19 protein-coding genes are annotated in these 21,805 nt (G+C 72.3%); 4 read left to right on the top strand and 15 right to left on the bottom strand.

Translation table 11 applies throughout. The annotated features are described in order from the left end of the window. The first annotated feature begins 57 nt into the window (after positions 1-57). On the top strand, positions 58-2,403 hold the full coding sequence (locus ABT057_RS30105) for a SpoIIE family protein phosphatase (RefSeq protein WP_352346765.1): 2,346 nt from the start codon (positions 58-60) through the stop codon (positions 2,401-2,403). Position 2,404: 1 nt separating this feature from the next. Here the strand turns inward: ABT057_RS30105 and ABT057_RS30100 are convergent, their stop codons facing one another. Together ABT057_RS30100 and ABT057_RS30095 are read right to left on the bottom strand one after the other, a co-directional pair. Continuing rightward, positions 2,405-2,836 (bottom strand): cupin domain-containing protein, encoded by a 432-nt coding sequence (locus ABT057_RS30100; protein WP_352346764.1) that lies wholly within the window; start codon positions 2,834-2,836, stop codon positions 2,405-2,407. 127 nt (positions 2,837-2,963) lie between these two features. Beyond that, a complete protein-coding gene (locus ABT057_RS30095; protein ID WP_352346763.1) occupies positions 2,964-3,794 on the bottom strand; it encodes an aldo/keto reductase in 831 nt (276 codons plus the stop codon). 170 nt (positions 3,795-3,964) lie between these two features. Here ABT057_RS30095 and ABT057_RS30090 point away from each other — a divergent pair, with 170 nt between their 5' ends. Beyond that, positions 3,965-4,942 carry a TauD/TfdA dioxygenase family protein gene (locus ABT057_RS30090; protein WP_352346762.1) on the top strand — a complete coding sequence of 326 codons (978 nt, stop codon included), beginning with the start codon at positions 3,965-3,967 and terminating at the stop codon, positions 4,940-4,942. Between the two features lie 2 nt (positions 4,943-4,944). Here ABT057_RS30090 and ABT057_RS30085 read toward each other — a convergent pair whose 3' ends face one another. Together ABT057_RS30085 and ABT057_RS30080 are read right to left on the bottom strand one after the other, a co-directional pair. Further along, positions 4,945-5,976: an LLM class flavin-dependent oxidoreductase gene (locus tag ABT057_RS30085; protein ID WP_352346761.1), complete on the bottom strand. Its 1,032-nt coding sequence runs from the start codon at positions 5,974-5,976 to the stop codon at positions 4,945-4,947. A gap of 47 nt (positions 5,977-6,023) precedes the next feature. Continuing rightward, positions 6,024-7,529 (bottom strand): metallophosphoesterase family protein, encoded by a 1,506-nt coding sequence (locus tag ABT057_RS30080; protein WP_352346760.1) that lies wholly within the window; start codon positions 7,527-7,529, stop codon positions 6,024-6,026. A gap of 324 nt (positions 7,530-7,853) precedes the next feature. Here ABT057_RS30080 and ABT057_RS30075 point away from each other — a divergent pair, with 324 nt between their 5' ends. Beyond that, a complete protein-coding gene (locus ABT057_RS30075; RefSeq protein ID WP_352346759.1) occupies positions 7,854-10,259 on the top strand; it encodes a M4 family metallopeptidase in 2,406 nt (801 codons plus the stop codon). A 63-nt stretch (positions 10,260-10,322) separates the two neighbouring features. Here ABT057_RS30075 and ABT057_RS30070 read toward each other — a convergent pair whose 3' ends face one another. From ABT057_RS30070 to ABT057_RS30055, 4 genes are all read right to left on the bottom strand, one after another. Continuing rightward, positions 10,323-11,507 carry a glycoside hydrolase family 64 protein gene (locus ABT057_RS30070; protein ID WP_352346758.1) on the bottom strand — a complete coding sequence of 395 codons (1,185 nt, stop codon included), beginning with the start codon at positions 11,505-11,507 and terminating at the stop codon, positions 10,323-10,325. Positions 11,508-11,642: 135 nt separating this feature from the next. Further along, positions 11,643-12,398 (bottom strand): dienelactone hydrolase family protein, encoded by a 756-nt coding sequence (locus ABT057_RS30065; RefSeq protein WP_352346757.1) that lies wholly within the window; start codon positions 12,396-12,398, stop codon positions 11,643-11,645. A 55-nt stretch (positions 12,399-12,453) separates the two neighbouring features. Then, positions 12,454-13,074, bottom strand: a complete 621-nt coding sequence (locus ABT057_RS30060; RefSeq protein ID WP_352346756.1) for an L-threonylcarbamoyladenylate synthase — start codon at positions 13,072-13,074, stop codon at positions 12,454-12,456. A gap of 9 nt (positions 13,075-13,083) precedes the next feature. Next, positions 13,084-13,677, bottom strand: a complete 594-nt coding sequence (locus ABT057_RS30055) for a TetR/AcrR family transcriptional regulator (RefSeq protein WP_352346755.1) — start codon at positions 13,675-13,677, stop codon at positions 13,084-13,086. A gap of 171 nt (positions 13,678-13,848) precedes the next feature. Here ABT057_RS30055 and ABT057_RS30050 point away from each other — a divergent pair, with 171 nt between their 5' ends. Continuing rightward, complete coding sequence (locus tag ABT057_RS30050) at positions 13,849-15,387, top strand: helix-turn-helix domain-containing protein (RefSeq protein WP_352346754.1); 1,539 nt, start codon at positions 13,849-13,851, stop codon at positions 15,385-15,387. A gap of 121 nt (positions 15,388-15,508) precedes the next feature. Here the strand turns inward: ABT057_RS30050 and ABT057_RS30045 are convergent, their stop codons facing one another. The 7 genes from ABT057_RS30045 to ABT057_RS30015 form a co-directional block, all read right to left on the bottom strand. After that, complete coding sequence (locus tag ABT057_RS30045) at positions 15,509-16,732, bottom strand: cytochrome P450 family protein (RefSeq protein ID WP_352346753.1); 1,224 nt, start codon at positions 16,730-16,732, stop codon at positions 15,509-15,511. Then, on the bottom strand, positions 16,729-17,967 hold the full coding sequence (locus ABT057_RS30040) for a cytochrome P450 family protein (protein ID WP_352346752.1): 1,239 nt from the start codon (positions 17,965-17,967) through the stop codon (positions 16,729-16,731). Before ABT057_RS30040 ends, ABT057_RS30045 begins: the two co-directional genes overlap by 4 nt. Continuing rightward, positions 17,964-18,590 carry a GTP-binding protein gene (locus tag ABT057_RS30035; RefSeq protein WP_352346751.1) on the bottom strand — a complete coding sequence of 209 codons (627 nt, stop codon included), beginning with the start codon at positions 18,588-18,590 and terminating at the stop codon, positions 17,964-17,966. The genes ABT057_RS30040 and ABT057_RS30035 overlap by 4 nt, the downstream gene beginning before the upstream one ends. Beyond that, positions 18,562-18,936: a DUF742 domain-containing protein gene (locus tag ABT057_RS30030; protein WP_352346750.1), complete on the bottom strand. Its 375-nt coding sequence runs from the start codon at positions 18,934-18,936 to the stop codon at positions 18,562-18,564. The genes ABT057_RS30035 and ABT057_RS30030 overlap by 29 nt, the downstream gene beginning before the upstream one ends. Continuing rightward, the gene (locus tag ABT057_RS30025; protein ID WP_352346749.1) at positions 18,933-19,355 is read right to left on the bottom strand and encodes a roadblock/LC7 domain-containing protein; all 423 of its coding nucleotides are present in this window, start codon (positions 19,353-19,355) and stop codon (positions 18,933-18,935) included. Before ABT057_RS30025 ends, ABT057_RS30030 begins: the two co-directional genes overlap by 4 nt. Beyond that, complete coding sequence (locus ABT057_RS30020) at positions 19,352-20,827, bottom strand: ATP-binding protein (protein WP_352346748.1); 1,476 nt, start codon at positions 20,825-20,827, stop codon at positions 19,352-19,354. Before ABT057_RS30020 ends, ABT057_RS30025 begins: the two co-directional genes overlap by 4 nt. Before the next feature lie 176 nt (positions 20,828-21,003). Beyond that, entirely contained in the window at positions 21,004-21,471 is a 468-nt protein-coding gene (locus ABT057_RS30015) for a hypothetical protein (protein ID WP_352346747.1), read from the bottom strand. Positions 21,472-21,805: the final 334 nt, after the last annotated feature.

Below are 21,805 nucleotides of genomic sequence, written 5' to 3'. Positions count from 1 at the left end.
TCCACGACCGGCCCACCGCGGTTGATGCACCGGGCCAAAGGGACCATTCTGGACGACATGGAGCATGTCGTCGCTGCGGCGGTCATCGATGCCCGGGGCATCGTGACGGGCTGGAGCGAGGGTGCCCGTCTGCTGACGGGCCATCCGGCGGACGAGGCCGTGGGGCGGGAGGCGGCCGAACTGCTCGTCGAGGACCTCTCGCCGCTGCCCGCCGGAGCGTGGGCCCGCCCCGTCGTCGTACGCCATCGCGACGGCCACCCCGTCACCCTCGCCGTCACCGCCTGCCCGGTGCTCGGCGCCGACGGGGAAACCACGGGCTGGACCCTCACCGCGCAGCGGCCCCCCACCCCGGAACCGACCCTCGCCGGGCGCGCCTTCCAGCAGGCGTCCATGTCGATGTCCGTCTTCGACCCCCGCCAGCGCTATCTGCGGCTGAACGACGTCGCCTGCAAGGTCATGGGTGTCTCCGAGGACGTCCTGCTCGGCCGCCACTTCCCCCAGACCGTCGAGGACGCCGAGCACAGCCGGGGCTTCAACCGGCACCTGCGCCAGGTCGCCGAGACCGGCCGCCCGGTCCGCTACGAGAGCTGGACCGGCGCCCCCTCCCTCAACCGGGAGCACGCCTGGAGCATCGAGATGTGGCCCGTGCGGGAGGACTCCGGCGAAGTGGGCGGAGTCGCCCTGGCGGCCTTCGACAGCACCGCGCAGTACCTGGCCCGCCAGCGCCTGGCCCTGCTCAACGAGGCGGCGGCCTCCATCGGTACCACCCTCGACGTGGTGCGCACCGCCGAGGAGGTCGTCGAACTGCTGGTGCCGCACTTCGCCGACTTCGTCAGCGTGGACCTCCTCGAATGGGTTCTCGGCCCGGACGAGCCGCCCCCGGTGCCCGACGGCGAGATCGTGCTGCGCCGCGTCGCCCACGGCTCGGCCCACGAGGGCACCCCCGAGGCGGCCGTCCGCCTGGGCGACACCGACACCCATCCGCCGTACAGCGCGCCCGCGCGCGCCCTGCACCAGAGCAGGGCCGTCCTCAGCCAGGCCGGCGAGCCCGACTTCATGCGCTGGCTCGCCGAGCGCAACGCCCGCGCTCCCGAAGGCCGCCGCTACCGGCGCGGCGTCCACTCGATGATCTCGGTGCCGCTGCGCGCCCGGGGCACCACCCTCGGCGTCCTGGTCGGCGTCCGCATCGCCCACCCCGACGACTACGAGGGCGACGACGCCGTCTTCGCCGAGGAACTCGCCAGCCGGGCCGCCGTCTGCATCGACAACGCCCGCCGCTTCGCCCGCGAACGCACCACCGCGCTCGCCCTGCAGCACAGCCTCCTGCCGCGCGGCCTGCCCGGACAGGCCGCCGTCGAGATCGCCCACCGCTATCTGCCCAGCGGCTCCACGGCCGGTATCGGCGGCGACTGGTTCGACGTGATCCCGCTCTCCGGCAGCCGTGTCGCCCTCGTCGTGGGAGACGTCGTCGGGCACGGCATCCCGTCCTCGGCGACCATGGGGCGCCTGTGCATGGCCGTGCGCACCCTCGCCGACGTGGACCTGCCGCCCGACGAACTCCTCACCCACCTCGACGACCTCGTCACCCATCTGGCGGCCTACGACGACGGCGCCGACGAGGTCGCGGAGCTCGGCGCGACCTGTCTGTACGCGGTCTACGACCCGGTCAGCCGGCATCTCACCCTCGCCGCGGCCGGCCATCCCGCGCCCGCCGTCGTCCTGCCCGACGGCCGCGCGGAACTGGTCAGCATGGCCCCCGGACCGCCGCTCGGCGTCGGCGGACTGCCCTTCGAGGCGGTCGAGCTGGAACTGCCCGAGGGCGCGGTCGTCGCGCTCTACACCGACGGTCTGATCGAGGACCGCGACCGGGACGTCGACCGTTCGACCAGCGAACTGTGCAGCGCCCTGACCGCCCCGGCCACCAGCCTGGACGCCCTGTGCGACAGCGTGCTCAAAGCCGTGCTGCCGGAGGAGCCCGGCGACGACGTCGCCCTCCTGCTCGCCCGCACCCGCGCGCTCGGCGCGGACCGCGTCGCCGCCTGGGACGTCGATCCGGACCCCGCCCGGGTGGCCGCCACCCGCCAGGCCGCCTCCGAGCAACTCACCGTGTGGGGGCTCGAGGAGGCGGCCTTCGTCACCGAACTCGTCGTCAGCGAACTGGTCACCAACGCCATCCGCTACGGCGAACCCCCCATCCGGCTCCGGCTGATCCGCGACCGCACCCTGATCTGCGAGGTCTCCGACGGCAGTTCCACCTCTCCGCACCTGCGCCGCGCCCATGCCTTCGACGAGGGCGGGCGCGGCCTGCTGCTCGTCGCGCAGCTCACCCAGCGCTGGGGCAGTCGGCAGACGGACCGGGGCAAGACGATCTGGGCGGAGCAGAGCCTCGAGCCACAGTGGTGAACTACTCGAACGGGCAGCCCGGGTTCGGGGCGTCCTCCGCGAAGGGCGAGCCGTGCGGCAGCACGTACAGCGCCTCCAGGACGAGCGGCGTACTGCCCAGGTTGCGGCCGATGTGCACGTACGACGGCCCGTACGGCTCCTGGATCACGCCGCCCTTCCGATAGACGCCGTCGGAGGCGCAGGTCGAGTCGAAATGGGTGAGCGTGCCCTCCTTCACGACGGCGTACACCGGCCCGTCGTGGTAGTGCCAGCCGGTGGCCTGACCGGGCGGGACGGTGATCTCCCGGAGGGTGTAGTCGGTGTCCCCGACGGTCTTCTGGGCGATCAGCCGGGCGGTGACCCCGGGCCCGCCCGGGGTGGCGTGCGCGGCGGCCGGCCCGACGCACACGACCGCGACCACGCCGGCCACACCTGCCCGCAGTGACGTACGCATACGGGAACCTCCTGCAGACGACGACGTATCGCCTGTGAACATAGAGGCGCGCAAGGGCAGTTGGGGTCGCCTTCCGGACTCCGGGGTCGCCGCCGCGGCGCACGGCCGCCGCTCACCGCGGGGTGGCTCAGAACTCCTCGTGGACCTCCGGGTCCCCGCCCAGCCGCTGGTGCGCCCGGTCGGCGATCGCCGCCATCTGCGCCGGGCCGAGCTCGAAACCGAAGACGTCCAGGTTGGCGCGCTGCCGGCCGGGGTCGGACGACTTCGGGATGGGGACCGCGCCGAGCTGCAGATGCCAGCGCAGTACGACCTGGCCGGGGGTGACGCCGAGGGCCTCGGCGACGGAGACCACCGTCGGGTCGTGGAGCAGGGCGGAGCCGCGGCCCAGGGGGCTCCAGCTCTCCGTGACGATGCCCTTCGCCTCGTGGAAGGCGCGCAGCTCGTCCTGCGGGAACAGCGGGTGAAGCTCGATCTGGTTGACCGACGGCAGGACCCCGGTCTCCTTCTCCAGCCGCTCGATGTGCCCGGGTGTGAAGTTCGAGACGCCGATCGAGCGCACCAGTCCCTCCTCCCGGAGCTTGATCATCGCCCGCCAGGAGTCCACGTACCTGCCGACCCGGGGGAGCGGCCAGTGGATCAGGTACAGGTCGACGTGGTCGAGCCCGAGGCGCGCACGGGACTCCTCGAAGGAGGCGAGGGTCTCCTCGTAGCCGTGGTGGCGGCCGGGCAGCTTGGTGGTGACCACGATCTCCTCACGGGGCACCCCGCCGCGCGCCACCCCGCGGCCGACCCCGCTCTCGTTGCGGTAGTTCGTGGCCGTGTCGATCAGCCGGTAGCCGAGGCCCAGCGCCCCGGCCACCGCCTCCTCCGCCTGTGCGTCGTCCATCGGCCAGGTGCCCAGGCCGAGGCCCGGGAGCCGTGTGCCGTCGTTGAGCGTGTGGACCGGGATGCTGCTCACTGTCCGACCTTCCCTCGACTGTCTCGTCCCTCCAGCCTCAGGGACAGGAGGCGGACCGATCAAGCCGAGCCCCGTCGGCCCGCCGCCTTCCGAGGCGCTGTCGCCAGGGCGCCGACACGATGACACGATCTTCGTGCAGCCGTACCCACGAGCAGCGGAGCGGAGCGGGCATGACGACGGACTTCGACAGCCAGGCGAGCCGGGTGGCCGAGGAGGCGGGGGTGGAGGTGAGGCCGGTCGCCGGGCACATCGGCGCCGAGATCGGGGGCGTCGACCTGGCCGGGGGCCTCGACGACGCCCAGGTCGCGGCGGTCAGGGCCGCCGTGCTCCGCTGGAAGGTGGTGTTCTTCCGCGGTCAGCGCCTCGACCACGCCGGACATGTGGCGTTCGCCCGCCGGTTCGGCGAGCCGGTCGTGCTCCGCAAGCGGGGGAGCGCCTCGCCGCCGGACTTCCCGGAGATCGAGACCACTGCCGACCGGCTGGAACTGGGCGGGAAGTTCGGCATGGAGCACGAGGAGTGGCTCCGGCGTCGCCGGCACACCCTGCTGCGCGGCTGGCACTGCGACCACGGCGCCCGTGTCGACCCGCCGGCCGCGACCGTCCTGCGCGCCGAGACCGTCCCGCCGTACGGCGGCGACACGACCTGGTCCAACCTGGCGGCCGCGTACGCCGGACTGTCCGCGCCCCTGCGGCGCTTCGTCGACGGACTGCGCGCCGAGCACCGGCTCGGGGTCGGCTACCAGCCCCGCCCCGGCGACGACGCCTACGTCCGCCACCTCCTCGACCACCAGGTCGCCTCCGTGCACCCTGTCGTGCGGGTCCATCCCGAGACGGGTGAGCGGGTGCTGTACGTCAACGGCTACTACGTCGAGCAGATCACCGATCTGTCGCGCGCGGAGAGCGCGGCGATCCTGGAGATGCTCCTCGCGGAGGCGACCCGCCCCGAGTACACGGTCCGCTTCCGCTGGGAGCCCGGCAGCGTGGCCTTCTGGGACAACCGGGCCACGATCCACCTCGCCCCGAGCGACAACGCCCACCTCGGTTTCCCGCGCACCATGCACCGCGTGATGCTCACCGGCGAGGTGCCCGTCGGGGTGGACGGCAGGCCGTCGGAGCCGGTGACGGGGACCGAGCCCGGCCGCTGGTGACGTCAGGCGACGGCCGGTCGCCAGCCCAGGGCGGGGCCCAGCTTCGCCGCCATGTCGGTGAGGATCTGCACATAGTCCCCGTGCTCGAAGGTGAACGGCAGCGCGAAGGCGACCTCGTCGATCTCCCGGAACGCGGCGTGCCGGGACAGCTGCCCGGCGATCTCCTCGGACGTGCCGACCAGGTCCGGCGCGAACAGCAACCGCGCCGGACCCTGCGGGGACGTCGTGCGGGTGAGCCGCCTCGCGACGAACTCCTCGTACTTCGCGCGCTGTTCGGGCGAGGCGGAGTCGGTGGGGATGACGACGAGCCCCTGCGAGACGCGGGCGGCCTCGCCGTCGGGGTGGGCGGCGCGGAAGGCGCGGATGTGGGACAGCTGGATCTCGGCGAAGTCCCTTGTGTCGTCCGGGCCTTCGGCCTTGACGACACTGCTGCTGAGGAAGTTCATGCCGTGCTCGCCCGCCCACCGGGCCGAGCCCAGGCTGCCCCCGCCGTACCAGAGCCGGCGGCCCAGACCGGGGGAGTGCGGCTGCACCCGGTCGGAGAACACCTCGAAGCCCACGGCCCCGCTGAAGTCGGAGGCCGGTTTGCCGCGCACCAGGTCCAGCAGGCGTCGTACCCGCTCGTAGCTGAAGTCCTCGGTGTCGGCCGTGTCCGGGTACAGCGCCTCCCTGACCTGGTCGTAGTGCATCGGCGGGCCCACACTCACCCCCGGGTTGAGCCGTCCGCCGGACAGGACGTCGACGGTGGCCAGGTCCTCCGCCAGCCGCAGCGGGTTCTCCCAGCCCAGCGGGATCACCGCGGTGCCCAGCTCGATCCGGCGGGTGCGCTGCGAGGCGGCCGCGAGGACCGCCACGGGGGAGGAGATGCCGTACTGCAGATGGCGGTGGCGCACCCACGCGCTGTCGAAGCCGAGCCGCTCGCCCAGCTCGATGATCTCCAGCGTGGTCTCGTGTCCCCGGGCCGGGTCGTCCCCGTCGAACAGCCCGATGGTGAGGAAGCCCAGTTTGCGCAAGGGGCGTGCGGTCGGTGACACGATGCCTCCACGTGATGACGGTCCTTCGCCCATTTTGGCAGGCCGCCTCAGGTCAGCGGGATCGTGACCTCGTCCTCGACCGGCGGGTTCAGCTCCTGGGCGAGGTTGCCGGTGGCCGCGAAGCAGCGCAGGCGCACGGCCTGCGGGGTGACGTCCAGCCGCAGGAAGGACTTGAAGAACGGCGGGCTGTACGTCGCGGAGCCGGGCGAGAACAACTGCGTGTAGATCTTGCGCACCGGAAGCCGGAAACGTTTCCGCTGCTCGGGCCGGCGCCCCGTGCCCAGCAGGCCGGCCACCAGCCGGATCCGCCGGGTGACCTTGACGTCCGGTCCCGGGACACGGGTGGGCGGGATGCCGAGCCGCTCGGCGACGACCGCCTGGCCCTCCGCCTCGCTGAGGGCGAAGAAGCGGCGCAGCCGCAGCCGGCGGCCGTAGAGCCTGCTGTAGAAGGCGAGGGAGTCGCCGCGCAGCGGGTAGCAGCGGAAGTCCCGCTCGGTGACGCCGGCGACGGAGACCCGCGGGATGGTGTGCGTGGCGTGCATGAAGGCGCCGCCGCCGCCCGAGACGACGTACTGCAGGGTGCGGCCGTCCGCCAACCGCACCGGATATCGCTGGTAGTTGTGGATGTCGCCGCCGATCGCCGCCACGTAGTGGTGCTCGGGCGCGGTCACTATGTCGTCGACGGTGCCGCCCCCGTCGATGGGGCACGGGTGGTGCTCGCCGTCGACGTAGAGGGGTGATCCGGTGACGAGGATCTTCGGCCGCGGGCCCCGGGAGACCTCGCGCAGCCAGGCGCCCTGTTCGGCGTCGAGGGTGCCCAGCAGGCCGGTGTCTATGCCGATGATCCGCAGCGGTCCGGCGTCGACCGCCCAGTACGGCCCGGGCTGCACGGCCTGCCGGTCCGGCGCGTCCCGGGACTTCCTCGCCTCGGCGAGGCGTCCGCCGTCCCGCGGGCCCGGCCGGTGCCACAGCAGGGAGCGCAGCCAGGCGCGGGTGAGCGGGCGGGGCGCGGGCTCGGCGGGCAGCGGCGGGGCGTCGCCGCAGAACACCCGCATGAAGCCGCCGAGGTCCTCGTACCAGTCGTGGTTGCCGGGTATCGCGTAGATGGGGGCCGGGTAGTCCTGGTACGGCCGGAAGAACTTGGTGCCGTAGTCGTCGGTGCTGCCGACCGGGTAGATGACGTCGCTGGCCAGGACGGCGAAGGACGTTCCCTGACCGACCTTCAGAAAGCCCGGCAGGACGGCGTACTGGGGGTCGTCGCCCTCACCGGTGTCGCCGATGAGCATGAAGGAGAAGGTGTCCGGGTCGGTTCGCCGGATCACCTTGTCGGCGGGTGCGCCGGCCGCCTCCCGCTGGGCCACCCACCGGCTGCGGGTACGGCCCGTGGGGTCCCCGAACCAGGAGGCCAGCACGCCGTTGCGGGCGGCCCACAGCATCCGGGGATCGAGCCAGGAGATCTTCTCGACCCGGCTCGGCATCAACTTCCGGTAGGCGCCCGGTTCGTTGTCGCCCCAGCCGGCGCCCTGCGCGGTATCACGTGAGGAGTCAGACACGGCTGCACCGTAGCAATGATCCAAGAGCTTCCCGGACCGTCGTCCGAGATGGCGTGTGCCTTCACACGTGCACAGGTCGTCCACATTTCCGGGGAAGGGGCGGCTCGTGCCGGCCCCGGCACCGAGGGATAACCCTTGAAGTGCCCTCCTATGGCTGACATGTCATTGTCAAGCCTGTCATTCTCCCACCCAACTGCCGCACGCCAGCGGCACGTTGCCTTCACCTGTAAACGGCCCCGCACGACTCAGCTCGTCCCGGACAGCACACCCGTCTGCCCGGTCTGTCACCGGCCGTACCCCGCGGCCGCCGCAGTAGGAGAACGAGTGAGACCCAACCCCCGCAAGCGGACCGCGGTCGGAGCGGCCCTGCTCTCCACCGCCGCCCTTCTGGCCCTCGGCGTCCAGTCGGTTCCGGCGACCGCGTTGCCCGCGTCCCCCCACCCCAGCCCCCTGCGCACGGGCAGCCTGCCCGCCGACCTGACGCCCGCTCAGCGCACGACGCTGATCAAGGGCGCCGAGGCCAGGACGACGCAGACGGCCGAGTCCCTGGGCCTGGGCGCCCAGGAGAAACTGGTCGTCAAGGACGTCGTGAAGGACAACGACGGCACCGTGCACACCCGCTACGAGCGCACCTACGCGGGCCTGCCCGTCCTGGGCGGCGACCTCGTCGTGCACACGCCCCCGGCCTCGCTGGCCGCCGGCACGGTGAGCACGACCTTCAACAACAACCGCCGTACCGTCTCGGTGAAGTCCACGACCGCCACGTACGGCAAGGCGGCTGCCGAGACCAAGGCCCTGAAGGCCGCGAAGGCGCTCGACGCGAAGGACCCCGCCGCCAAGAGCCCCCGCAAGGTGATCTGGGCCGGCGAGGGCACTCCGAAGCTCGCCTGGGAGACCGTCGTCACCGGTCTGCAGGACGACGGCACGCCGAGCAAGCTGCACGTCATCACCGACGCCAACACCGGTGCCGAGCTCTCCCGGTACCAGGGCGTCGAGACCAGCACCGGCAACAGCCAGTACAGCGGCACCGTCAACCTCTCCACCACGCTGTCGGGGTCGACGTACCAGCTGTACGACACCACGCGCGGCGGCCACAAGACGTACACCCTCAGCAACGGCACCTCCGGCACCGGCACCCTGATGACCGACACGGACGACGTGTGGGGCACCGGCTCCGGCTCCAACACCCAGACCGCCGGCGTGGACGCCGCCTACGGCGCCCAGACGACCTGGGACTTCTACAAGAACACCTTCGGCCGCAGCGGCATCAAGAACGACGGCGTCGCCGCCTACTCCCGCGTGCACTACAGCACCGCGTACGTCAACGCGTTCTGGGACGACGACTGCTTCTGCATGACCTACGGCGACGGCGAGAGCAGCACCCACGCCCTCACCTCGCTGGATGTCGCGGGCCACGAGATGAGCCACGGCGTCACCTCCAACACCGCGGGCCTGAACTACACCGGTGAGTCGGGCGGTCTGAACGAGGCCACCTCCGACATCTTCGGCACCGGTGTGGAGTTCTACGCGGCCAACTCCTCCGACGTCGGTGACTACCTCATCGGCGAGAAGATCGACATCAACGGCGACGGCACCCCGCTGCGCTACATGGACAAGCCCAGCAAGGACGGCTCGTCCGCGGACAGCTGGTACTCCGGCGTCGGCAACCTCGACGTGCACTACTCCTCGGGCCCGGCGAACCACATGTTCTACCTGCTCTCCGAGGGCAGCGGCACCAAGACGATCAACGGCGTCACCTACACCAGCACGACCTCCGACGGTGTCGCCGTCGCCGGTATCGGCCGGGCCGCCGCGCTGCAGATCTGGTACAAGGCGCTGACGACGTACATGACGTCCAGCACCAGCTACTCGGGCGCACGCACCGCCGCCCTCAGCGCGGCCGCCGCGCTGTACGGCTCCAGCTCCGCCCAGTACGCCGGGGTGGGCAACGCGTTCGCCGGCATCAACGTCGGCAGCCACATCACGGTCCCGTCGACCGGCGTCACGGTCACCAACCCGGGCAGCCAGTCCGCCACCGTCGGCACCGCGGTCAGCCTGCAGATCGCGGCGAGCAGCACCAACAGCGGCTCCCTGACCTACGCCGCGACCGGGCTGCCCACCGGCCTGTCGATCAGCAGCTCCACCGGTGTGATCTCCGGTACCCCGACCACGGCCGGCTCCTACAGCACCACCGTCACGGTGACCGACTCGACCGGCGCCACCGGCACCGCGTCCTTCACCTGGACGGTCAGCTCCTCCGGAGGCGGCGGCAGCTGCACGTCGACCCAGCTCCTGGGCAACGCGGGCTTCGAGTCCGGCAACACCACCTGGACGGCGTCGAGCGGTGTCATCACCAACGACACCGACGAGGCGGCCCGCACCGGCTCCTACAAGGCCTGGCTCGACGGCTACGGGTCGACCCACACCGACACGCTGTCCCAGTCGGTGACGATCCCGAGCGGCTGCACCAACACCACGTTCACCTTCTACCTCCACGTCGACACGGCCGAGACCTCCACCAGCACCCAGTACGACAAGCTGACGGTCACCGCCGGTTCGACCACCCTGGCCACGTACTCCAACCTCAACGCGGCCTCCGGGTACGTCCAGAAGTCCTTCAGCCTCGGGTCCTACGCGGGCTCCACGGTGGCCCTGAAGTTCAGCGGCGTCGAGGACTCCTCGCTCCAGACCAGCTTCGTCATCGACGACACCGCCGTCACGACCGGCTGATCCGCTCCGCCTGACCGACGTCCCGCGCGCGGGTTCCTCCCCGCGTGCGGGACGTCGGCGCGTTCAGCCGAGCGGATCCAGCGTCAGATACGCCTCGCGCGGGGAGCCGTCCTGGACGAGCGACTCCTGCTGACCGACGTCGTCGAAGGCGAACGCGTACGCCTTCCCGTCGGCCGTCTGCGCGTGGATCGCGCGGGCGTAGTGGTTGGTGACCGCGTCCTGGTAGAAGTCCGCCGTCGTGGTGTCCGGCTGGTCTGGGTCGACCAGCAGTGTCGAGCGGTTGAAGCCCGCGCACAGAGTGCGGGAGATCGGCCCGCGCACGGCGTCGTTCGGCGCGTCGAGGAGCTTGTGGCAGCCGAAGACACTGGACGCGTCGGGCTTCTGGAAACCGGTGACCACCGCGCCGGAGGCGTCCGTGAAGTTCAGGACGTCGCCCGAGACCCGGCCGTAGTACCTGGTTCCCGGCTGGTCGGCGAACGGCGCCACGGTCAGCGTGGCCGTCGCGTACTTCTGCCAGACGTGGTTGACGTAGTCGTCCATCACGTTCGCCGGAAGGGCCCCGGTCTCCACCCCGTACAGCGGGGAGAGCGCCCGCAGCACGGTGCCGTCGGAGCGGGTCTGGATCAGGTTCGCCCAGCCGCCGGACTGGCCGCGCAGGGCGGTGAAGACCCCGTTGTAGCCGCCCTCCTTGAGATGGCCGGTGCTGACCGTGGTGCCGTCGGCGCGCTGCACGCCGACCGCGTACGGCGCGGAGAACATGTCGACCTGGGTGCTGTTCAGCCACAGCCCGGAGTCGTTCAGGGTGTACTCCGACCAGTTGAAGAGGATGTCGTGGTTGGGGTCGCTCGGGTTCTGCACGGCGGGCTGCACCAGACCGCCGGTCGTCAGCTTGAACACCAGCTTCTGGCCGTAGGAGAAGTAGATCCGGCCGGAGAACCTGGGGATCCGGATGGTCGTCGACCGGCCGGCGGCCGGGCCGGGGATCGAGGCGTCCGGTGCCGGGGTGGGCGGGGTGCCTCCGGCGGGCCACGCGTGGAAGGATCCGTTCGCGTCCGCCCACCCCTGCTGCCCCGTCGTCAGGAGGGTGCCGAGGTCGTAGACGTAGAGGGCGTCGCCACGGCCCGAGTTGTTGGTGATCGTCAGCGGGATCGTGTCGGGGACGGCGGCTTCGGCCGGTGGGCCGAGGGTGAGCAGCGCGCCGGTGAGGGCGATCGCCGAGAGCAGTGTCGTGGTGATCCTTGCGAGCACTCTCCACCTCCGTGCGGGCAGACCTGTGGGGGTTGGTCCATACCTTTCCTGAGAGCGCTCTCAACTTCGCACCGGGGTGTGCCCATGTCAACGGGCTGGAGGGAAGGGGGGCGCCTGTGGCGGCGCCCCCCTAGATCAGAAGGCCCGCTTCAGCAGGTCGAGCAGCGCCGCCCAGTGCCGCTCCGCGGCCGCCTCGTCGTACGCGGCCGTGTCGGCCTGGGTGAAGCCGTGCGGGGCGCCCTCGTAGACCTCGCAGGTGTGGCGCACTCCGGCCGCGGTGAGCGTGTCCTCCAGCAGCTCGATCTGCTCGGGCGGCAGGGAGGCGTCGTTGTCGGCGTGCCCGAAGTACAGCTCGGCGGTCACCCGCCCGGCCACCAGGTGCGGGCTGTCCGGCGTGTCGGTGGCCAGCCGTGCGCCATGGAAGCCGGCCGCCGCCGCGACCCGCTCCGGGTGGGTGCCGGCGGTCAGCAGGGAGAGCCGGGCGCCCATGCAGTACCCGGTGAGCGCGACCGGGCCGTCCGCGACCAGCGGGCTCTCCTCCAGCCAGCGCAGATACGCACCGGCGTCCCGCTCGGTCAGGTCGTTCGTCAGCGACTGCAGGAGCGGCATCAGACTGCCGAAGAGCTCCGGGCGCGCGGCCGGGTCGATGAACTCGGGCATCTCCACGACCGGCGCGCGCCCGTGCCGGTAGAACACGTTCGGCACCAGCACGGTGTACCCCGCCCCGGCGAGACGGTCCGCCATCGCCTTCAGATGCGGGCGCAGTCCGAAGGCGTCCTGGTACAGCAGTACGCCCGGCCGGGGCGACCCGTCCGCGGAGTGGGCCAGATAGGCGTCGGCGACGCCGTCCTCGGTGGGGATGTCCACGGTGGTTCCATGTACGGAGGTCATGGCTCATCGTTGCATGCGCCACCGAACCGCCCGCGAGGCCCCCGCACCGGGGGACCTACTCGAACCGGGAGGTGTCTCCCGCCCCGTACCGCACGATCTCCGCCTCGCCCCCGGAGAAGTCGATCACCGTCGTCGGCTCGGTGCCGCAGTCCCCGGAGTCGAGCACCCCGTCCACCACGTGGTCGAGCTGGTCCTTGATCTCCCAGCCCTGGGTCATCGGTTCCTCCTCGCCGGGCAGCAACAGCGTGCTGGACAGCAGGGGTTCGCCGAGCTCGGCGAGCAGGGCCTGGGTGACGACATGGTCGGGGATGCGCACGCCCACCGTCTTCTTCTTCGGGTGCTGGAGCATGCGCGGCACCTCCCTCGTCGCCGGGAGGATGAAGGTGTAACTGCCGGGCGTCGACGCCTTGATCGCGCGGAACACGTCGTTGTCCACCCGCACGAACTGGCCGAGCTGCGCGAAGTCCTGGCACACCAGGGTGAAATGGTGCCGGTCGTCCAGCTTGCGGATGGCCCTGATCCGGTCGATGCCGTCCTTGCTGCCCAGCCGGCAGCCGAGCGCGTAGCAGGAGTCCGTCGGGTAGGCGATGAGCGCGTCGGCCCGGATGGCCTGCGCGACCTGAGCGATGGTGCGCGGCTGGGGGTTCTCGGGGTGCACGTCGTAGTACTTGGCCATTGGCCGAGCTTATGCCGTGGGGCGGCCCAGCAGCTGCACCCAGCTGTCCGTGAGCAGTCCCAGCGCCGTCTCCGGCGCGCTCTGCCAGCCGTGCCGCATCCAGTGCCGGGCCAGCTGGTCGAGCTGGGTGAGCGCCAGGAAGGCGCGCATGCGCCGGGAGGCCGGATCGAACCGGCCGGCCCGGTCGAGCGCCGCCTGGACGTCCGCGACCAGCCCGTCGAACCGGCCCTCCACGAGCTCGCGCACCTCCGGGTCCACGGCCGCCGCGTCGTGCGCGGCCAGGACGTACGGCCGGATCCGGGGCCAGCGGTCCGCCGCGGCACGCAGCCAGGCGCCGATCCCGTTCCGCCCGCCGTCGCGTACCACGCCGACCAGGGCGTCGGTGTGCCCTGCCGCCAGCTCCTCGAGCTCACCGAAGAGCGCCTTCACCAGAGCCGTACGCGAGGGGAAGTACGCGTAGAACGTGACCCGGGTGGTGCCCGCGGCCCTGGCGATGTCGTCGACCGTCGTCCCCGCGTAGCCGTGCGTCTCGAACAGCTCCAGCGCCGTCGACAGCAGCAGCCGACGGGTCATCTCCTTCTGGGAGGCGCGCAGACGGGCCACGGTCACATCGTACGTCCGGGCTGTTCGGGCCGCCGGTCCCGCAAGCGGCCCGTTTCGGCATACGGGCGCCGGGATACCTATTCGGGACCGGCGGCCCGTGTGAGGTAACGTCCCTGACCGATATGACTGGTTCGGCCCGTGCGGGCCGCGAGGGACGAGGAGTGCGCCGAGATGGCCGGCCAGGACGACGGCAACCGTCACACCGGAGCCACGGACGGCACCGAGACGATCTGGGCGCAGGAGCTCCTCGAACACCTGCGCCCCACCGCGTCCGGCCTCCGCAGGGTCGTCGGCTGGCTGGCCGCCAGAGTCGACGCGACCGTGTGCCTGCGCGACGCCCGCGGCACCACGCTCGCCGGAGAGCCGATGCCGCTGGACGAGGACCTGGCAGCCGACCTCGTCTGCGGGCGCCTCGCCTCCGCCGCCTGGGAGGGCGACGGCCGCCACCTGCGCCTCGTCCGGGTCGAACTGCCGGGGCCGAGCTCGGCAGGCGTGCTCGCCGTGAGCCGCACCGCCCCCTTCGACCGGCGCGCCGCCGACATCCTCACGCACACCGCGACCGTGCTGGAACTGCTGCTGCGCGCCCAGCGGACCGTGGCCACCTCGGACCGCCTCGCCCGCGCCACCTCCGACCTGCGCCTGGCCATCCTGCAACTGCTCATGGTCGAGGACATCGTGTCCGCCCGGCGCGTCGCCGCCGGCCTCTGGCCCGGCCTGCTCGACACCGAGACCGCCTGCGTCTACGTCGTCGAGAGCAGTCCCGAGGACCGCGACCGGCTCGCCGCGGACTGCGTGGCGGCCACCCACGACGAGGCCCTCGTCGTCCGCTGCCCCGCCATGGACGGCCACGTCATCGTCGTCATCCCCGGCGACACGGCCGCCGACGGCCTGCGCGCCCTGTGCGACCGCCACCCGCACGCCTTCCTCGGCGGCAGCTCCCGGCAGAGCCTCGCCCGTACCGCCACCGCCTACGGACAGGCCGTCAGCGCCCTCGCCGTCGCCCACTTCCGCCCCGACAAGACGGCCGTCTACGCCGAACGCACCCACCCCGAACGCCTGATGGACCCCGAGGTCCTGCGCTCCTGGACGACCCGGCTGCTGGGCCCACTCGACACCCTCCCGCACCACACCCGCGCCGAACTCCTCGCCACCACCCGCCTCGGCCTGGAGTTCACCGCCGTCAACGCCGCCAAGGTCCTCGGCGTCAGCCGCAACACCGTCCGCGCCCGCATGGAACGCGTGGAGAACCTGCTCGGCACCGACTTCTCCGACCTCACCGTCCGCGCCACCGTCCACCTGGCCCTCAACACCCAGGTCGGCATCGCCGAGGACCACCGCCACGACCCGGTGGCCCCCGCCAGGCTCGGCGACCTGCTCACCGGCCCCGCCCTGCACACCTGGGCGCGGGACATGCTGGCCCGCCTGGACAGCGACGCCCGAGACCTGCGGCGCACGCTGCGCGCCTGGATCGCCGCCGGCGGCAACGCCGAACGCGCCGCCCAACTGCTGGGCGTGCACGCGCAGACCGTCCGCGAGCACGTCCGCAGCGCCGAACCCGTCCTGGAACGCCAGCTCCTCGCCGCCGGCAGCGACCTCTACGAAGTCGTCCTCGCACACCTCGCGACCCGCGAGCTCGACCAGCCCGACCTGCACCAAGACCACCGGCCGGGGCCGGAATCGGGCCATCCGGACTCACCTGTGCACAGGTGAGTCCCCGGCGCCCGGGAACGGGCACCGGCACGATTCACAACGCGGTCACCAGGCACGTAGGTTCGAGGAGCCGCGGGGGCGCGACCGGAACGGGGGACTGGTCGCACCCCCGCGTACGCCGTCATCCCCGCAGCAGGACCGGTATCTCCCGCCAGCCCACCGCGATGAACGACGGCATCTGCCGCAGCTCCCCGGCGTCCGGGTCCAGCCGCAGACCGGGGAACCTGTCGAACAGCGCGGGCAGCGCGGTCAGCGCCTCCATCCGGGCCAGCGGAGCGCCGATGCACCGGTGCACACCGATCCCGAAGGCCAGATGGTCGTCCGCCTGCCGCGCCGCGTCGAAGACCTCCGCGTCCGCCCCGTAGCGCTCCGGGTCCACCCCCGCCGCCGCGTACGTCGTGACGATGGCGTCCCCGGCCGGGATCGTCACGTCACCGACCGTCAGGTCCTCGACGGCGAACCGCAGCGGCAGCGTGGCGATCGAGGGATACAGCCGCAGCGTCTCCTCCACGACCGCCTCCCAGCCGATCTCCCCGCCGCGCACCGCAGCGAGCTGGCCCGGGTCGCGCAGCAGCGCCACCGCCGCGTTCCCGATGAGGTTGACCGTCGTCTCGAAACCCGCCCCGATGACCAGCAGCAGCGTGTACAGCAGCTCCTCGTCGCTGAGCCGGTCGCCCTCCTCGGCGCGCACCCGGATCAGCTCGGTCGTCATGTCGTCGCCGGGGTGCTCGCGCTTGTACGCGATGAGACCGCCCAGCACCGTGCCGATCTGCTCCTGCACCCGCGCCGCGTGCTCCGGCGTCGGATCGGTGGTGTCCATGATCGCCGCGACGAGGCGCACGTTGGCCTCCCGCATCTCGTCCGGCACCCCGAACAGCTCGCAGACGATCTGCATCGGCAGCGGCAGGGCGAAGGACTCCCTCAGGTCGACCGGGCCCTCGCTCTTCTCCAGCGCGTCCAGCAGTTCGGCGGTGATCGCCTCCACCCGGGTGCGCAGCGCCTCGGTGCGCCGGTTCGTGAAGCTCGGCGCCACCAGCCTGCGCAGCCGGGCGTGGTCGGCGCCGTACGCGGAGAGCATGTTGACCACACCGATCCAGCCCAGCACCCAGCCCCAGGACGGGTGTTCGCCGAGCTCCGGCCACAGCCGCCAGTGCTTGCGCGGGTCCTTGCTGACCCGCGGGTCGAGGATCAGCTCCTTGAGGGTGTCGTGTCCGGTGGGCGCCCAGGCCGGGATACCGCCGGGCAGCTCGACGGGCACGATCGGGCCGAGCGCGCGCAGCCGGGCACTCTCGGCGTGCACGTCGGACCCGAACGGGTCGAGGACGATGCGGTCGGTCACGGTCATTGCGGTTCTCCTGGACGGTCGGCGCCGCGGGGGCTGAAACGGACGGGCAGTGCGGTCAACGAGCGGTTGAACGGACCCGGCCGCCAGGCGAGCCGCTCACGGGGCAGGACCGGGTCGAGGTCGGGCAGCCACTGGGTGAGCCGCTCGATCGCCTCGGTGACGATCAGCAGCGTGTGCTGCTTCACCGGACAGGCGTGCGGGCCGGCGCCCCAGGACAGATGCGAGGCGTCGTTCGGATGCCGGCCGTCGGTCACCTCCCGCTCGGCGAACAGCCCGAGAGCCCCGTACGACACCACCACCGGGACCGCCTCCCGCAGCCACACCCCGTGGAAGGCGACCGGCCTGCGCACGTAGTAGATGCCGTAGTTCGCGAGCGGCGTCTCGTGGTGCAGCACCTCCACCACCGCGTCCATGACGGGGCGGGCGCCGCTGGTGAGCGTGGAGTAGTAGAGCGGGTTGCCCAGGATCCTCGACAACGTGTTGGACAGCAGGTTCGCGGTCGGACCGTAGCCGGCGCCGAGGGTGAGGAACACCTGCCAGGTGACTTCCTCGGGGGTCAGCCCGGCCGGATGGTCGAGGAGCCGGCTCGGCAGGTCGTCGCCGCGCCGTTCGGTCCTGGCGGCGATCAGGTCGAGCACGTACCGGGCGTACTCCGCCTCGCCCTCGGACGCCTGGGCGCCGCCGTCCAGCATCTTGCCGATGCTCGAGTGCAGCCGGTCGCTCTGGCTGTCCGGCAGCCCGAACAGGTCGTTGAACACCAGCGCCATCAGCGGCTCGGCGAAGTCCCCGACCAGGTCGGCCTCGCCCCGCGGCCCGATCCGGCCGACCAGCAGCCGCACCGCCCGGTGCACCCGGGCACGCAGATCGTGCGGCTCCACCAGACCGAACACGTCGATCAGGGTGGAGCGGTAGCGGACGTGCGCGGCGCCGTCGGCGAACAGCGCGTTGGGCCGCCAGCGCATCATGCCGAGCACCGGCGAGTCGGCGGGAACGGTCTCCTCCCAGGCCCGCGGGTCGTGCGAGAAGGTCTCGTCGTCGTGCAGCACGTCCAGCGCGGCCCGCCGGTCGGTGACGAGGTACGCCGGCACCCCCGGCGCCAGCTCCGCCCAGCCGACGGGGCCCTGGGCGCGCAGGGCACCGTAGTAGCGGTGCGGGTCCGCCGCGAAGCCGTCCTCCCACAGCCGCACCGGCGCCGAGTGCGAGAAGTCGAGCCGGTCCGGGGGATGGGTGGTCACCGGGCCTCCACGGTGTCGCGGGCGATCAGATGGTCGACCAGCGCCAGCAGCGCGTCGACCGAGGAGCGCGGATCCCGCGCGTCGCAGGTCACCATCGGGGTGGCCGGCTCCAGGTCCAGGGCCCGGCGCAGCGGCTCCTCGCCGTGCCGCCGGGGCGCGTCCGGAAAGACGTTCAGGGCGACCGCGTACGGCAGCCCGCTCTCCTCCACCAGCCCCAGCACGTCGAACGACGCGTCGATCCGGCGGCTGTCCACCAGGACGAGCGCGCCGAGTGCCCCGTGGGCGATGTCGTCCCACAGGCTCCGGAACCGCTCCTGCCCGGGCGTGCCGAACAGGTACAGCACCACGTCGCCGGGCAGGCTGATCCGGCCGAAGTCGACGGCGACGGTGGTCGTCGTCTTCTCCCGCACCCCCGCCAGATCGTCCACGTCCACGGACGCCTCGCTCAGGTGCTCCTCGGTGTGCAGCGGCCGGATCTCCGACACCGAGTCGATCAGGGTCGTCTTGCCCACCCCGAACGGGCCGGTGACGAGGATCTTCACCAGCTCGCGGGCGGTGTCGGGACGATGGACGCGATGCGGGGTACGGGCGGCGCTAGTCGAGCTTGAGGGCGCGGAGGCCATCGGCCACTCTCTTCAGCAGATCGGGGTCGAACCGCCCGGCGGGCGGGATCGGCGGACGGGCGTGGACCAGCTTCCGGTCGGCGAGGTCGGCCGCCAGCACCCGTACCGCGGACACCGGCAGCCGAAGCAGCGCCGCCGCCTCCACCAGCGCGAGCGATCCGCTCTCCAGGGCTTCCAGCAGGCAGAGTCCGGCGGCGGGCAGGTCCTCGAGCGGTCCCTCGGGCAGCGGCTCGCCGCTCAGCGCGAGCACCGTCAGCCGTTCCAGGTGGGGGCGGCTGGGCCGGGCCACCCCTCCCGTCGACAGATACGCGGGGACCAGGGGACGTCCGGCCGGCCTGGCGGTCATGCCGACGCGTTGTCGTCGGCCGCTCGGGGCGCCGCCGCCATGGCCTTCTCGCCCAGCCGCGCCACCTGCGAGTGCACCCGGTGCGCCAGCATGTCGAGCCGCACCTCGCCGTCGCCGTAGGCGGCGACGCAGGTGCCGTGGTCCGTCGGCACGATCAGCACGTACCCGAGGTCCGACTCGATGACGATCTGCCGCACCTCGGCGCCGTCCCGGTCCGCGAACGCGGCGGCGGCCGTACGGCACGCGCCCTGCACGGTGCTGGTGATGGCGGCCACCCGCTCGGCCGACGGCTGCGACAGCGCGTCGGTGTACCCCGTCACGAGTCCGTCGCGGGTCAGCATGACGGCGGCCACCACGTGCGGCACCTGCAGGATCGGCTCCAGCACCCATGCGGCGATGCCCGTGTCGCGGCTGGTCATCTGGCCGCTCCCCCTTCTACGTGGTCGGTCTGGTCGGTGTCCTCGGCCGCCGCGGCAGCCGCTCGGGCGGATGTGCGGTCCGCCGCGTCGTCGTTCGGCGCGGCTGCCGTGTCGTTCCGTGCGGTGGTCGCCTGGGTGTGCGGTGCGGAGCCGGCGGGACCGGCCGGCCCGGACCGGGCGGCCTCGGTGCCGCTCTGCAGCGCGCCGAGCGCGGCCGCGGCCTGCTCCGGGCGGGGGGCCGGACGGGCCGGGGCGGGCCCTCCGGCCGCGGCCGCCCGACTACGGCGGCGCCGCTGCGGGAGGCCGTCGGTGTCCGTCGGGGACTCGTGCCCGGCGGCCCGGGGAAGCGGGGTCTCGGTGCCGTACGCGTGCGTGGACCCGGACCGCTCGGGGGCCGCCTTGCGGGTCGTGCGGGGCGCGCTGGGCGCCGGGGGCCGCTGCTCGGGGTCGAGCCGGCTGAGCAGATGGCTGTCGACCCGCAGTACCGCGCGCACCCCGCCGTACGGGGAGGTCGAGGACACGTCGACGCCCAGGTCGAACTGGCGGGTGAGGCGGCCGATCGCGGCCAGCCCCATGCGGGGCGGATCGCCCAGCTCGGTGAGCAGGATCGGCGCGTCGCCGGCCACCAGCCCCTGGGCGCGGTCGCGTTCGTCGCGGGTCATGCCGAGGCCGGCGTCGTCGATGGTGACGCACACACCGTGGTGGACGTGCTCAAGACCGACCACGACGTCGGTGTCCGGGGAGGAGTGCCGCAGCGCGTTGTCGAGCAGTTCGGCGACGATGATGGCGACGGGCTCGACGGCGTGCGAGACCAGCGCGGTGCCGGGCTCCAGATGGTTGTGGACCTGGACCCGCTGGTAGCCCGCGAGCCGGGCCTGACCGCCGGTGACCGCGTCGACCACGTGCGACTCCTCGCGCGCGAGCCCCACCCACGCCCCGCACACCACCGCGGCGACCTGCGCGCGGCGCAGCGACTGCTCGTTCTCGTGGTCGAGCCGGAACAGGGTCTGAGCCAGCTCCGGGTCGTCGTACTGCTGTTGCAGACCGCGCAGGGCGTCCTGGAGGCGGTACAGGGCCGCCTGGATCTCCCGGGTGGCGCCGCGCATTCCGGCCTGCGCGGCGGAGTCGACCCGGGTGCGCTGGGCGACCACCTCGGACTGGAGCGCGAGCAGCACGTTCTCCAGGGAGATCCCGAGGGGTGTGCCGACCGTCAACGGCTGGAGCGGCCCTGGAACGTCGAGATGGGGATGGGCGACCTGCCGTGCGGCCGCGGGCACGCGCTGCGCGGCCAGATGGTCGATCTCCGCGGTGAACGCCCGCACGGTCCCGTCGAGCTGGGTCCGCAGCGTGGCGAGTTCGGCCAGTTGCCGCCGCTGCCGCCGACGGGAGCGCAGCAGCCCACCGCCCAGGGCGAGCGCGGACAGTGTGCCGGCGGTCAGGCCACCGGCCAACAGGTCCGGTAATTCGATCATCGGTTCGGGTTCCAGGGGGGTCGGGCGTCGTCGCGTGGGGTACGTGCAGCACAGTACACACCGTCATCGATCGATCCCGCACGGTTGAGCGAGACTTCGCTTCGAAAGTGCCCGGTATCTGTTCGCTTCTGCGTGGACTGTCGGAAATGCCATGCGCGGCCGCGGAGTTGAGCGCGTTATCCGGCGCCCTGCGGTGCCAGTACCGTCAGCGTGCCGTTGGCCTGACGCAGTGCCAGCTCCAGCGTCACGGGCGCGTGCAGCGAGCCCGTACCGTCCGGGGGCACCAGCCACTCCAGGAACCGGGCGGGCCGGTACGGCGGTGGCACCGCGACCCAGGATCCCCGGCGGGCGTGCCGCAGCCCGGCCCCGATCCACCGGCTGCCGGGATCGGGGGGCAGGAAGAAGCCCACCCGGTGGGCGGCGGTGTCCACCAGCGTCGGTCCCGGCACGGGCAGTGCGGGCTGCCACAGCAGGTCGAGCGTGAGCAGGCCCAGCCGGTCCGGGACGCTGAGCACGTCCCAGTAGCGGCCGGCCTCCAGCAGGGAGATGCCCTGTCCCTGGTCCCACTCCCGCTTGCAGACCCGCGGGTCGGTCGCGGCGGCGGAAAGCCACTCCACGCCGCGTTCCCACATCGCATCGCTCATCGTCCGGCTCCGATTGCTGTCCCCAGGGCCCGGCGGCGCGAGTCGACGCGACGCCGGGAAAGAGCCGCAGGTCGCCTCTGCCGACCTCGGCAGAGGCATGCTGGTAGATATTTCTACATGACGGAAGGGGTGGCGAACCCTGGCGTTTCGGTCGGTTTCGTTCGACTGTCGCGCTGCCGTTCGGGACGGACGCTCGTCCGGTCGTCGTTTGCGTCCAGGTGTATTGATCACGAACGTTGCCTGCCGGGGCACTGGGACCGCACCACGCGGAGGTCTTCGTGTCCCACCGCGATGTCCGCCCGACCGTTGACGGCGGGCGGCTGCGCTCGGCTTC

Source organism: Streptomyces sp. NPDC002588 (assembly GCF_040295925.1).
Lineage (GTDB): Bacteria > Actinomycetota > Actinomycetes > Streptomycetales > Streptomycetaceae > Streptomyces.
Note: the sequence above shows the minus strand (reverse complement) of the source record. Positions and strands in the feature narration are given on the sequence as shown.

Coding starts and splice junctions, on each gene's coding strand:
- ABT057_RS30105 (WP_352346765.1), top strand. CDS start 58: ATGGAGCATGTCGTCGCTGCGGCGGTCATCGATGCCCGGGGCATCGTG.
- ABT057_RS30100 (WP_352346764.1), bottom strand. CDS start 2,836: ATGCGTACGTCACTGCGGGCAGGTGTGGCCGGCGTGGTCGCGGTCGTG.
- ABT057_RS30090 (WP_352346762.1), top strand. CDS start 3,965: ATGACGACGGACTTCGACAGCCAGGCGAGCCGGGTGGCCGAGGAGGCG.
- ABT057_RS30065 (WP_352346757.1), bottom strand. CDS start 12,398: ATGACCTCCGTACATGGAACCACCGTGGACATCCCCACCGAGGACGGC.
- ABT057_RS30060 (WP_352346756.1), bottom strand. CDS start 13,074: ATGGCCAAGTACTACGACGTGCACCCCGAGAACCCCCAGCCGCGCACC.
- ABT057_RS30050 (WP_352346754.1), top strand. CDS start 13,849: ATGGCCGGCCAGGACGACGGCAACCGTCACACCGGAGCCACGGACGGC.
- ABT057_RS30045 (WP_352346753.1), bottom strand. CDS start 16,732: ATGACCGTGACCGACCGCATCGTCCTCGACCCGTTCGGGTCCGACGTG.
- ABT057_RS30035 (WP_352346751.1), bottom strand. CDS start 18,590: ATGGCCTCCGCGCCCTCAAGCTCGACTAGCGCCGCCCGTACCCCGCAT.
- ABT057_RS30030 (WP_352346750.1), bottom strand. CDS start 18,936: ATGACCGCCAGGCCGGCCGGACGTCCCCTGGTCCCCGCGTATCTGTCG.
- ABT057_RS30025 (WP_352346749.1), bottom strand. CDS start 19,355: ATGACCAGCCGCGACACGGGCATCGCCGCATGGGTGCTGGAGCCGATC.
- ABT057_RS30020 (WP_352346748.1), bottom strand. CDS start 20,827: ATGATCGAATTACCGGACCTGTTGGCCGGTGGCCTGACCGCCGGCACA.
- ABT057_RS30015 (WP_352346747.1), bottom strand. CDS start 21,471: ATGAGCGATGCGATGTGGGAACGCGGCGTGGAGTGGCTTTCCGCCGCC.